Below are 13,405 nucleotides of genomic sequence, written 5' to 3'. Positions count from 1 at the left end.
TATTTCGATGCTTGCAGCGATAGTGTTTTCTATCTTTTCAGCTATAAATAATGCTTTAATTAAATTGATCATAAAGCCTCCTAGATGCGAACCGTACCAGGTCTAGTGCCAACTTCTTCGATTTTGATACCTTGAGCGTCAATGCGAACTGTACCTGGTCTAGTGCCAATGCGAACTGTACCTGGTCTAGTGCCAATGCGAACCGTGCCAGGTCTAGTGCCAATGCGAACTGTGCCAGGTCTAGTGCCAACTTCTTCGATTTTGATACCTTGAGCGTCAATGCGAACTGTACCTGGTCTAGTACCAATGCGAACTGTGCCAGGTCTAGTACCTATACGAACTGTGCCAGGTCTAGTGCCTATAACTTCAGGGTTGAAATCATTTACGTTTGTTGCCGCTGGTGTTGATGACATTACTAAAGATAAAATTAATGAACTAAGCATACTACTTCCTATTTAAGTTATTATTATATTCAATAGTATATAAGCTATAATCGTGCCAAAAGTTAAAAGCCTTTGTTTATAAGGCTTTTAACTGAGTGTTGAACAAGCTGAAATAGAGTGTCAGAAAATCGGCACTAATGACTTAAAGCGGATTTGAACGAAATGACGTGGATTTATTCGTGATTTGAAAAGAAAGTAAATACTTTTGAAAGTCGCCTTCAGGGAGCGGTTTACTATACAAGTAACCCTGTAATTGCTCACAGCGTAAGCCTGAGAGAAAGCTCAGCTGTTGATTGGTTTCAACGCCTTCTGCAACCACTTGCATCCCTAAGTTATGCGCGATTGTTACTATGGTTGCTACCATGTTTCGACCTTGTTCAGATGTTTCTATATCATCAACAAAGGCTTTGTCTATTTTTAGCGTATTTAATGGGAATTTTTTTAAGTATGCCAGTGAAGAGTAGCCTGTACCAAAATCATCTAGCGATAAATGGATTCCCATCGCGCGAATTTGCAACATAGTCTCGATGGCTTTTTGTGGCGAGTCCATCACGGTCCCTTCGGTGATCTCTAATTCTAAATACTTTGCAGGTAAGCCACTTTCTCTTAACGCATCGGCGATCATCGCCACTAAGTTAGGTTGGGTAAACTGAACTGCAGATAGATTTACCGCAACGCGGCCTTCAAAAAGACCGGTATCGACCCACTTTTTGGTGGCAATACATGCTTTTCTTAATACCACTTCACCAATATCAATAATTTGCCCGGTCTCTTCTGAGACAGGAATAAATACAACGGGACTAATGATGCCTTTTCTTGGTGTTTCAAAGCGCACTAATGCTTCCATACCAGCTATTTTTCCTGTCGTGATCTCAATTTTAGGCTGATAAAAAACCGAAAATAAATCTTCTTTTAAACCGTGCCGAATTAAACTCTCGATTTGCAAGCGTTTAACTGCTGTTTTGTTCATTGAGTCACTGAAAAATTGATATTTATTACCACCGGTATTTTTAGCATGGTACATAGCCGTATCGGCATTTTTAAGCAGCTCTTGGGGGCTTTTACCATCTTCAGGGTATAGTACGATACCAATACTGCTATAAAGCACAATTTCTTGGCTTTTAAGCCTAAGAGGCAACGCAATAGACTTTAAAATTTCTTTGCCGATAGTCGTTATGGTATGTATATCATTAGTATTTTTAATAATTAAACTAAATTCGTCGCCACCTAGACGATAGACAGTATCAAGGTTTCTGCCTAAACTTCTAATACGCTCAGCAACTTTACAAAGTAATAAATCGCCGACTTCGTGGCCTAAAGAGTCATTAACTTTTTTAAAGTTATCTAAATCGAAAACCAACAACGCATGCGGAATTTTATTGTTGACTAATTTTTGTTGATTAGCCTGGAAAAAAGCACGATTAGGTAGTCCTGTCAGGGTGTCAGTATTGGCAAGCTTTCTTAATTCGGCTTCTGTTTGTTTGCGTTTAGTGATATCAGAGAAAACACCAACAAAGTGAGATATATTGCCATTTTCATCGCGAATAATATCAATATTTAAATCAGTTAAATAAAGCTCGCCATTGTCGCGAGTATTTTCAATTTCACCGTGCCAGCTCCCTTTGGTAATTAAATGCTTTTTAACGTTTTGATTGAAGCTATCAGGGTACCGTTCAAATTTGAGCAAAGTCCCGCGCATTTGTAACTTACTTCTCCCTGTGATGCTTTGAAATGCTTTATTAACATCAACTACGGTAAATTGACGGTCGTAAATAACAATAGCGTCTGAAATATTTTCAATACATTTTGCAAAAAGTTTTAATCGTTCATCTGCTCGCTTAATTTGACTTATATCTTTTAAAGTACCGGTCATACGGCTGGGTTTATCTTTTTCATCACGTTCAACAATCTTTCCGCGATCGAGCACCCATATCCATTTGTCGTCTTTGTCTTTAACCCTGTACGTCGCTTCAAAATGTTGACTACTGTCTTCAAAATGCTGGTTTAATGCTTCACGCACACGTGGAATATCATGCTGGTGAATGTTAGTTTGATCGGCGCCAACATTGCGCTTGCCATCTTGCGGGAATTCTAAAATACCCCAGATATTTGATCGGAATATCTTTCCACTCTTAATGTTCCAATCCCACATTTCATCACCGCTGCCCCAAAGCGATAATTTAAGGCGCTCTTCACTTAACTTTATTTGTAAGTGATATAGTCGCTTATGACGGACTTGTTGAAGTATATAAGCGATAATTAGTAGTGCGAAAAGACTATAGATTAGTAGTGCACTGCGAGATAGCCACCAAGGAGGCATAACCGCAATATCTAATGATTTAATAGAGCTCACTTGAGAGTTTTGAATATCATATGCTTGCACTTCAAAAGTGTAATCACCTGAGCTTAAGTTTGTGTAAGTTGCTCTTTGGTTATTTTTTCCAGAATCAATCCATTTATCCTCTAACCCCACTAAGCGATAACGATAATTAAGTTGATTAGGTAGCTTTGTGTTTGGTGTGATGAATTCAATACTAAATTGGGATTGAGTATGCTGTAAAGTCAGGGTACTTAAAAAATTGGGTGCTTGATCTAAATAAAAATCTTTATCTAATGCTCCTAGTTGTATGTCATTTTTAACAGCCACTTGCTTATTTGCAATAAATATATTTGATATACTAGGCGTTATGGTAAGCTGTTTTATATTAGATACTTCTTGAGGAATGAATGTATGGAAACCATTTATTCCTCCGAAAAATATGGTATCACTAGATGTTAATAAAGAGCTATCGCTAATATACTCATTGTCATTCAATAGCATATCTTTATTAAAAGTTCTGACTAATTGGTTTGTGGGGTGAACTGAATTTATGCCAATATTAGTCGAAACCCACCCAGTGCCTGAAGAGTCAATAACAATATCAGCAATAAAATTATTGCTAAGTCCATTTTTTTCGTTAAAAAATAAATTCTTACTATTGCTTTTATTTATTAAAGCTAAACCGTTTCGGTGAGAGCCTAACCAAATCCATTCATTTGACACCGAAATAGTAGAAATTTCACCAAATTTGATTCTATTTGAAAGTAAATAGGTTTTTTTTGAAAATTCCAATTTAGAAACGTTGAAGCTTAAAGCTTCACCTTTATCTGTGGAAAGCCATATAGTATTATCATTATCATATTTTAACGAAGTAAAGGTACTCCCATTCTCTAGTTCATAAGTTTCAAATTGATTCGTTTCAATCTCAAATGAAGCTAATTGAGAGGAGCTATCAATAAACCAAATTTTATTGTTTATTAAAAACATTAGGCTTAAGTTGGAGTGAAAAGAATTGTTTCTCCAAAATTTGTTTTCAGTGAGTGTTAATGTTTTAGTATCAAAATAATACAGTTTTCCTGGTCTATTTGAGCTTTCTGCGTCCGTTCTCAGCCAAAAGTTATCTAGCTTGTCCACCATCAGGTGTGAAATAGGAGATTTATTTCCAATTTCTAGTTGCACAATTTTCTCATCAGAATTCAAATAGCTTAATTTCCCATCACTGGTTGCAAACCAAACCCTACCATCCCTAGATTCCGCTAAAGTATAAACAGCGCTTGGACTATTGTTATAACTGAACAAGCCATGTCTGATATTTAACTGTAAGCTATTAAATGTGTTTATACCCTTTCCGTTAGTTCCCAGCCAAATATTATCTGCTGTATCTTTGAATAACTTTAATATGTAATTGTTGGATATAGCATTTTTGTGCTGTACAGACTGATATTCATCTATGTCACCAGATAACAGGTTAATAATATTTAAGCCATTTAATGTCCCAAGCCAAACCATAGAGCCATTTAATAATTCGATGGTTCTAACGTTGTTAGATAGTAGCCTATCCTTCACATTTTCTGAGTTAGTTGTGTAATGTTTTTTTATCTTATATTCTTGTGAAATAACAAATAAACCATTATCTGTTGCTAACCAATACTGATTGTCGATGATCCTTATATCGTAAAGAGCATTAGCATTAATTTTTAAATTCCATTTGTTTTCATCACTTAAAGAAATTGCAAAAGTCAGTGTACTATTGGCTAAATATATACCTTTATCATAAGTACCAAGCCAATAATTACCTTTTTTATCTTGAAAAATGGTTTTAATTTCTTTTAAAGCGGTATCAAAACCACGAATTCTTATTCGCGAAAAATTTTTATTCTCTGGATCAAATTTATGTAGACCTTCTTTGGTGGAAACCCAAATGTTATTTTTTGGATCTTGATATATATCCCAAATTTCGTTGTCTTTTAGTGAGTTACTATCGTTAGCTTGATGGAGGAAATTATCAAAATTATCTAATGATTCGTTATATCGACTTAATCCTTCATTTGTACCAACCCAAAGAACGTCATTGTTATCTATAAAGACTTTTCGGATAAAGTTATCAGCAATTGATTTTTTATCGGTGCTGTCGTGACGATAATAAACAAAGTTTTTACCATCATAACGATTTAATCCATCTTGGGTGGCTATCCATATAAAGCCATTATGGTCTTGAATAATATCGTAAACATAGCTTTGGGACAGGCCTTCGGCGATAGAGATGCGTTCAAATTTCAGAGGGTTTTGATTTATGTTGTTTTCTGAGGCTATAACTTTACTAACAGGGAATAGTAAAACCAGCATAGCTAAGACAGCAAGCATCGCATGAAATTGAGAAATTAATTTATTTTTGAAAAGAAGCAAAAACACAGATACAACCTTTTGGTAGTGAAACCCATACCTTAATAATTTAACTTATTAGGTATGCCATATATTATTATTATTTTTGGATGCCACGGCCCATTAAAAATGATGTGAGTGACTAAGTCAATAATTGGCAATTTTGTGTTGGGGTAATAAGGCTCTATTCCCGTTATAATCACATTTATCTATGTATCGGCTAAATTAATATTTTCTTTGACATTTTTTTAATAAAGTTTCGATATTGTCATTTATCGATACGCTTTTCGCCATTTTTTCTAATTCTGCGTTATTTTCATAGCTTAATAATGACAATCGATCTTTACTTTCATCGCCATGAAAATATTGTTGGAGAAATTCAGCAACATCGTTTATTGATAAACGCTCAATGATTGAAATTAGTTTTTGCTTTTGACTAAATGATGCTTCTTTATTACAAATAGCAGCCCAATAACGCTGACTTTTAATTCTTAAATTTGAGTCTTTTTCTTGTAATTGACTCGCAAGACCAAATTGTAAGTGTTGCCAGTGTTCAGCAGATAAATTTGTAATGTAATTATTTGAACGAGCAATAAATTCGTCCATTGCTTTCGTTAAGGTGACAGAGTCGGTATGCGGTGATTGAATATAAAAAGCGATACCAGGGTAACGATTAATAGGGATAAAACCGACACCAACTAAATAACCATATTGTTTTTCTGTGCGCATTTCTTGGAAGAATATGGGGGACAATAATTGGTTAGTTAACATGGTTAATGCGACGGTACGCAAATCTTTTTGCGGCATGGGGTAATAGAGTACGGCGGCATGGTCATGCTCTGGCAACTCAATAGGGAATGTCAACGAACCTAGACCTTGAATATCGATACAAGGAGTTTGTACTTGATTGTTTTCTGATAACTTACCAGCGAACACCTGCTTTATATCTGTAATTATTTTGTCAGCAGATTGCTTTAACCAATTACCATGAATTAGCACATCTACCGCGGTTTTTTCAAATATTCGAGGTAAAAAACTTTTAAATTCGTGGAATTCTATTTTTTCAAGAGCGTTAATTAACGTTTGGCTACTTGGACTTTTCGGTTGCATTGTTGCGCTAAGGTTGGCAAATAGTTGTGATATTGATTTGCTGTTTTCTGCGTTATGCCAATGACTAAGTAGCTGTTGTTTAAATAATTCGAATTTATTTTGGCAAAATTTTCCTTGCATCAAGCTGTCTAGAAGTAAGGGTAATAGTTGTTCTTGCTTGGTACTTATACCAGATAGCTGCAGAGTTAGCCCACTTTGATGAGAATACAAACGATAGTGAATGCCCGCTAACTCGGCATCGTAATGTTCTTCAATAACAGCGTCGCTATATAAATCTATAAATAACCGGGTCATTGCAATTGTGCTTGCACTTTCTATCACTGCTGGAGAATCTATGGATAGATAGATATAGCCTTTTGGCGTATTAAAACTGGTGTCATGCTTAAACCAAACATTTAGACCATTTTGTTGATATATAACTGCCGGCGGAGTCAGGTTGCTATTGTTCTCATTATCATCTTTTAATAGCGCCGGCCTAGCTACGATATAAGGATTTTTGTTTGGTAATGATAGTTCAGGTAAATAAGCCGCCTGTTGCCATTGCTCAATTTGCTGTTGCTCAATATCGTTGACCGTGTAGGGCACTTGATACCATTTACTGGTGTTGCTATGTGGCTGATCAGGTCCATCTTTATCGATAGAAATGATACGCATATTGGAAGCCACCATAAACTCAAGTAAGGCAGTTAGTGTTGCTGTGTTTTGTCCTTCCATCACGTAATCGCCAAATATGTAATCTTGCTCAGGGTAATGCTGCATGTTAATTACGAGTTGGCTGACAGAGTCGAGTGGTGATAATTTTTCTTGGTAAGCAAAAGATAATTCAGCGAGTGATTTTTTCTCTTGATAATATTGCTCATTGAGTGGGGCTTTTCTCAGCAGATTTAGATAAGAGAATACTGTGCTGACAATGGCCGTTATATTTTTAGCACCTAGTTCTGAAAGCGAAATGCTAATATTGAAATCTTTAAAGTTAGAGCCATTGATACCTGAACCTGCGGTTAAAGCTAAAGCCCATTGTTTACTCTTTAACAATGACAAAATACTACCAGGACCTTCATGGCCAATTAAGTAAGCGAGAATAGACTCAGGTTTTTGACGATAATATTTGTCAATACTCGGCATAGCGAAACTGATGATCAGTTGTTGATCGTTTTTAACTGGTTGGACAGATATCCATTTTTGTTGATGTTTTGGAAGGTAAAGTGGTTGGCTAATTTTAGCTTTTGCAACGCCCTTAGATTTAATATTGGAAAAATGGCTTTTGGCTAAGTTTTCTAGTTCAGTGAGAGGTTGCGGCCCTTCTAACACCAGGGTCATAAAATTTGCTTGATAGTTTTTTTGAAAAAAATCACACAATTCTTCGCGTAAATTGTAACCATCTTTGTCTGCTAAGGTTTCACTGCTACCAACAGAAAATTTAGCGAAAGGGTGAGCTTGGTTTATCGTTTCTTTATGAACATCGTATAACCGTCGAATATCATCTTTAAGTTTGAGTTTAAATTCGGCGTCAATATTCTTACGCTCTTTATTTACAAATTCTTCAGACAACAGCGGCGCGGTGAAAAACTCGCCAAAACGTTCAATGGCAGAGCTAAAGTATTGGTGTGCAATATCAAAGAAAAAACAGGTATGTTCAGTTGCTGTCCATGCGTTATTACTGCCGCCATGCTGATTAATAAATTGTTGATATTCGCTGCCGTCAGGGAAGTTTTTTGTGCCGAGAAATAACATATGTTCGAGAAAATGGGCAAGCCCTTGCCGATGAGTAGGGTCATCGAAGTGACCTACGTTGACTGCTAATGCGGCGGCAGATTTAATTGATTCAGGATTATGAACCAATAAAGCTCTTAAGCCGTTGTCTAGCGTAATGGTTTTATATTTTTTAGCGTCATTCGGGCTTTTTTTCACTGTCGCTCCCGCACAATTTACCCAAAGCAGGGCATTGCTATAGTTTATTGATATTTTTTATCGTTCTAAATTACCTTAAGGAATAAGGTGAGTCCATTTTATTCTTAACCGAAGTTATAAAAAGGTAAACAATTACTTTACTATAGCGGCATTTCCTAAGATATATACCTAATGAGTTATTAACACTAAGTGGTTAGTGCTTTAATATGATGGGTGTTTTAGTCTAATTGATTGAAAAAGCATGTTCACTTCACTTGAGTGAGCTATTATATGGTGTTGAATTAAGGTATTTATGCAAATTTTTGTTATGCGTCACGGACAAGCTGAAATGGTTGCTCCTGCCGATGCGCTCAGGCCGTTGACTGAAAATGGCGTTGAAGAAGCAAAGCTTATGGGGCAATGGTTACAAAAAAACAGTCAGGCGTTTGATTGTATTTTTGTTAGCCCATACACACGAGCCCAACAAACGGCAGATGCCCTAATAAGCCAATTAAGTGATGTAGCTAATAGACAAACCTTAAAAATTATCACGCCAGAAGATAGTGCTAAGGATGTGCATGATTATTTAGATGCAATTTGCGGCGCTGAGCAATATCAAAATATTTTACTGGTGTCACACATGCCTTTAGTGAGTTATTTAGTTGCTGAGCTGACAAGTGATCACGCAATGCCAATATTTCAAACTGCCTCAGTAGCGCAAATTGAATATGATATTGACAAGATGCAGGGTGAGCTTATTACTTTAGTTTCACCAAATGATATCGCGCTGTAACTTCAACATTATTGTTATTTTTGAAGATTTTGAATATTTTAATGGTTTTAACTATTTTAATTAAAGCTTAATCACGAATAAATTTGTCTTTCAATTCAACTAAAACCAATATCGCACCATTGCCACCCCATTCTAATGGCGCTTGATGAAAGGCCATTACATCGGGGTGTTGCACTAACCAATGTGGCACTTTATTTTTCAATACACGGCCACCTAAACCATGAACGATACAAACACATTGGGCATGTTCTTTGTCGCAAGCGGCCAATAAGGCGGCAATTTCACGTTTCGACTGCTGTTGATCAAGGCCATGTAAATCTAATATTAAATCAGGGGTATATTGGCCTCGTCGTAAATTTTTGGCTTCAAAACTATCAACACCTTCACGAACATACTTAACCGGTCCATGACTATTTAAGTCAGGTTCAAATTCATCAGAGAAGTGAAACTCGGCTAGGGCTTTTTTATCTTTTTGCTTTGCTAATGTCGTTTTCTGCTTGATGGTTCTTTTTTCCGGGTGTACTCTGTCCTGCACCATAGGTTTTACCTTACCTATGGCATCTTTAAATAACTTTTTTTCTTCCGCATTTAGTGCGTCTTTAAATTTCATTTGCGAAGTCTAAAAACATCGACGAACAATAACAAGTGAAAGTATAATAAAAAACAAGAGTTATGATAAAAAAACCTGAGGAAAGCGTGGAAATAATAAATATTGTAGAAGTAAGCGAACAATTGCATACCGTTAATGATTACGTGCGTTTTGGTGCTAGTCAATTTAATCAGGCCGAGTTGTATTTTGGCCACGGTACAAATAACGCTTGGCATGAAGCACTTACTTTAGTTATGCATCAACTTGCTCTACCTCAAGAAATAGCCAATGACTTAATGCAATGTCGGTTGCTGGCAGAAGAGCGAGTGGCAATTTTACAGTTATTTGAGCGCCGAATTGTTGAAGGGCTGCCTGCGTCATATTTAACCAATCAAGCCATGTTTTGTGGTTTACCTTTTTATGTTGATGAACGCGTATTAGTGCCTCGATCGCCAATAGGGGAATTAATCGAGCAAAGCTTTGCTGGTTTAATCGATAATGCGCCAAATCGGATTTTAGATTTATGTACAGGTAGTGGCTGTATTGCCATAGCCTGCGCTGTAGCTTTTCCTGAAGCAGACGTTGATGCTGTTGATCTTTCAATTGATGCACTTAATGTGGCGCAAATCAATATCGATGGCCATGGTTTATCAGCACAAGTTATTCCAATTCAATCTGACGTTTTCTCTGGGGTAGCAGGGCAATGCTATGATTTAATAGTGACAAATCCACCTTATGTCGATCAAGAAGATGTTGATTCATTGCCGCAAGAATATTTACATGAGCCAGTAATGGGCTTAGGTAGCGGTTTTGATGGCCTAGATATAGTACGACAAATTTTGGCACAAGCGGCGAAGCATCTTAGCGATAATGGGGTATTGATTTGCGAAGTAGGTAATTCACAAATCCATTTAACGGCTGCTTTTCCAAATGTACCATTTCAGTGGTTGGAGTTTGAACGAGGCGGCCATGGTGTGTTTCGTTTAACGAAAGCACAATTAGAAAATCATCAGCAAGATTTCGAGCAATAATAATTAATACCCTTCAGACTGATAAGTTTTCTGTTGGGTACTCTGGTATCAATATTAATTATATAATTGATATAGCATCATTTTTAACGGGTAATATTCATTATGTCAGGTAATACTTTCGGTAAGTTATTTACAGTTACTTCATTCGGCGAAAGCCACGGTTTAGGCTTAGGCGCCATAATTGATGGTTGCCCTCCGGGCCTTGAACTTTGTGAGGCTGACTTGCAGCATGACCTTGATCGCCGTCGACCTGGCACTTCTCGTTTTACTACTGCGCGCCGTGAAGCCGACGAAGTCAAAATAATGTCAGGTGTTTTTGAAGGTAAAACTACGGGTACACCGATTGGTTTATTAATTGAAAATACGGACCAACGTTCACAAGACTATGGTGATATCGCGAAAACATTTCGCCCAGGTCATGCCGATTATACATATTGGCAAAAGTATGGCATTCGCGATTATCGTGGTGGCGGTCGTTCTTCGGCTCGTGAAACCGCGATGCGCGTTGCTGCAGGCGCGGTAGCAAAAAAATATTTAAAACAAAAATTTGGTATCACTATTCAAGCCTGCGTGACACAAATTGGTGAAGTGTGTGCTGAAAATATAGATTGGAACATTGTTGAAGAGAACCCATTTTTCTTTCCTGATGCTAATAAGCTTGAACAGTTAGACGAGTTATTACGTGGAATTATGCGCCAAAAAGACTCCATCGGCGCTAAATTGATGGTAGTAGCGAATAATGTGCCGGTTGGTTTAGGTGAGCCTATTTTTGATCGCCTAGATGCTGATATTGCACATGCGTTAATGGGAATTAATGCGGTAAAAGCGGTAGAAGTTGGAGATGGCTTTGGCGTGGTTAATCAAAAAGGCTCACAGCACAGAGACGAGTTAACACCAGAAGGTTTTGCGTCTAATCATGCTGGTGGTGTTTTAGGGGGGATATCTTCAGGACAACCCATTGTTGCGTCAATTGCATTAAAGCCGACTTCTAGTATTGGTGTGAGTGGCAAAACCGTTGATCTTGCGGGTAAGTCTGCCGATATAGTGACCAAAGGTCGCCATGACCCTTGTGTTGGTATTCGTGCCGTGCCTATTGCCGAAGCCATGTTAGCCTTAACCTTAATGGATCATTACTTAAGACATCGTGCGCAGAATATGGATGTAGTTTGTCAAACGCCAGATATCGAAGGCTAACTTAGCTTTTCATTGCTTTGGAGTAATAAACACTAGCTTCAAAGCAATTCGTTGGTCTGTCGACAAACGAGTTCTAGTACTTTGTTGATTTGTTACTTTGGGATTAATAGTACCTTTTTATCTGTATTTCTTGATGCCAGAGCTGTTATTTAGCTTTAAATTGGTGAAGTATTAGCGGTTATCACCGAGGCAAAATCTTAAATATGCCTCAGATAATATTTTTATAGTAATTATATTACCCTAATAGAAGTTTAAAAAGTTTATATAAGCCACTATGGACTCGATAACTTTTCCAGCTAAAATTAGCGTAAAGCAAGAGGGAAAAACAGAGGAAATCATCCATGATCAACACTCCCTGTTTTATATTCGTCCTTGTGGTAGCTCCGAGCCACCTTACTTCATCCTGAAGCGTCCATAACCAAGCATCCTGCTTCGTGTTGTTGCCAACATCAACAATACTAGAAGATAATATTTATAATGCAAACGACAAAGTCATTTAATTTATTTAGCTTGCATATTTGACCGTTTTTTAGACAAAATAAAGACGTGATTATGCACCTTAAATATCTAAATCTGTGCTGTAGCTAACTTTTTTGTAACTGTATGTTTCTGTATTTTAAGTTAAATAATTTATTTTATCTTTGCCTTTATTATTTTTGTAAATAATAGAAATAAATTAACAATTATTTTTAGTTTTTTTTCATTTCTTTAAAAGCATGCCGTTTAGAAAGTTAATAATAAGTTAATGTATCTCTTTAATAATAACATCAGCTTAACAGGCTGCCCGAAGTAATGTGACAGACACGCATAAACTTGTACCTCATCTTTTGTTGCGATTATTAATCAGTATTAATCTAGTTAGGTTATTGAAACTGTGAAGGGACGCTTTGATATGTGAGCTGACCTTTATGCATCGTCTTTATTTTTATTAAGATCTAAAATAGAGTTTTTGTAAATATGCAGAATTATAGGATTTTAGGCATAAAAAAAGACGTCATAGGACGTCTTTAATCGTTGAAATGGTGGCCCCTCCCTGACTCAGCTTTGCATCTTACCTGTATGTTTTTATTGTCTTTATTTTCAATATCGAACCCTTAGTGTTACTTCTGGTGTTACAATAAATTAAACTCATCGAATTTAGCTCAATATATTTAATGTTGTGATTTCAATAAATAAACTTACATGGGTAAAGGTTATATTTTTACATCTACAGATTTTTCTCACTTAGATGGCTGCCAATTACTCAGAGGGATGCAAGTTTCACGCGTTACTTTATTAAAACCAACCATTACAATAGTAGAATGAGTGGCAAGTCTTCCATTGGCGAATAAGTCCTGGGTTAATTGAAAGCTCTTATTACCTTTCTTAGTGCATGTAGTTGTAACATACACCACATCATCAAGTCTTACCTCTAAAATAAAATCAATATTGACATTAACGACTACTGTAGTTGGTATTTTTGTATCTGGACATTTATTTAGTATCGCTTCATACCAAGCAATGCGTCCCAATTCAAAATATTGCCCATATACATTATTTGATACATGCTCTAGAGGATCTAAATCAGCATATCTGATTTGAATATGAGTTTTCACTGAAGGCAACTTCAAAGCACCGTCCTTTTAACTTGGGGTAAATTTTAATTATTAAAAA

At 36.6% G+C, this 13,405-nt stretch carries 8 protein-coding genes; 3 read left to right on the top strand and 5 right to left on the bottom strand.

What is annotated here, in order from left to right; translation table 11 throughout:
- Positions 1–80: 80 nt before the first annotated feature.
- The 3 genes from A3Q33_RS04090 to A3Q33_RS04080 form a co-directional block, all read right to left on the bottom strand.
- Positions 81–443 carry a hypothetical protein gene (locus A3Q33_RS04090; RefSeq protein ID WP_081178837.1) on the bottom strand — a complete coding sequence of 121 codons (363 nt, stop codon included), beginning with the start codon at positions 441–443 and terminating at the stop codon, positions 81–83.
- 142 nt (positions 444–585) lie between these two features.
- Positions 586–5,175 carry an EAL domain-containing protein gene (locus A3Q33_RS04085; protein WP_081178836.1) on the bottom strand — a complete coding sequence of 1,530 codons (4,590 nt, stop codon included), beginning with the start codon at positions 5,173–5,175 and terminating at the stop codon, positions 586–588.
- 195 nt (positions 5,176–5,370) lie between these two features.
- Positions 5,371–8,166, bottom strand: coding sequence for an insulinase family protein (locus A3Q33_RS04080; protein ID WP_081178835.1), 2,796 nt, complete (start codon positions 8,164–8,166; stop codon positions 5,371–5,373).
- A 292-nt stretch (positions 8,167–8,458) separates the two neighbouring features.
- On the opposite strand from A3Q33_RS04080, the gene sixA reads away from it, so the two are divergent.
- Positions 8,459–8,938 carry a phosphohistidine phosphatase SixA gene (gene sixA, locus A3Q33_RS04075; RefSeq protein WP_081178834.1) on the top strand — a complete coding sequence of 160 codons (480 nt, stop codon included), beginning with the start codon at positions 8,459–8,461 and terminating at the stop codon, positions 8,936–8,938.
- A gap of 67 nt (positions 8,939–9,005) precedes the next feature.
- On the opposite strand, the gene smrB is transcribed toward sixA, so the two are convergent.
- Positions 9,006–9,548 carry an endonuclease SmrB gene (smrB, locus tag A3Q33_RS04070; RefSeq protein WP_081178833.1) on the bottom strand — a complete coding sequence of 181 codons (543 nt, stop codon included), beginning with the start codon at positions 9,546–9,548 and terminating at the stop codon, positions 9,006–9,008.
- 86 nt (positions 9,549–9,634) lie between these two features.
- On the opposite strand from smrB, the gene prmB reads away from it, so the two are divergent.
- Complete coding sequence (gene prmB / locus A3Q33_RS04065; protein ID WP_502687216.1) at positions 9,635–10,558, top strand: 50S ribosomal protein L3 N(5)-glutamine methyltransferase; 924 nt, start codon at positions 9,635–9,637, stop codon at positions 10,556–10,558.
- Positions 10,559–10,660: 102 nt separating this feature from the next.
- Positions 10,661–11,752, top strand: coding sequence for a chorismate synthase (gene aroC / locus A3Q33_RS04060; protein ID WP_081178831.1), 1,092 nt, complete (start codon positions 10,661–10,663; stop codon positions 11,750–11,752).
- Between the two features lie 1,220 nt (positions 11,753–12,972).
- Here the strand turns inward: aroC and A3Q33_RS04055 are convergent.
- Positions 12,973–13,362, bottom strand: coding sequence for an acyl-CoA thioesterase (locus A3Q33_RS04055; RefSeq protein ID WP_081178830.1), 390 nt, complete (start codon positions 13,360–13,362; stop codon positions 12,973–12,975).
- Positions 13,363–13,405 lie beyond the last annotated feature (43 nt).

It is taken from the genome of Colwellia sp. PAMC 21821 (assembly GCF_002077175.1).
In the GTDB taxonomy this organism is placed as follows: Bacteria; Pseudomonadota; Gammaproteobacteria; order Enterobacterales; family Alteromonadaceae; genus Cognaticolwellia.
This window is presented reverse-complemented; position numbering and strand designations above follow the sequence as displayed.

Coding starts and splice junctions, on each gene's coding strand:
- A3Q33_RS04090 (WP_081178837.1), bottom strand. CDS start 443: ATGCTTAGTTCATTAATTTTATCTTTAGTAATGTCATCAACACCAGCG.
- sixA (WP_081178834.1), top strand. CDS start 8,459: ATGCAAATTTTTGTTATGCGTCACGGACAAGCTGAAATGGTTGCTCCT.
- smrB (WP_081178833.1), bottom strand. CDS start 9,548: ATGAAATTTAAAGACGCACTAAATGCGGAAGAAAAAAAGTTATTTAAA.
- aroC (WP_081178831.1), top strand. CDS start 10,661: ATGTCAGGTAATACTTTCGGTAAGTTATTTACAGTTACTTCATTCGGC.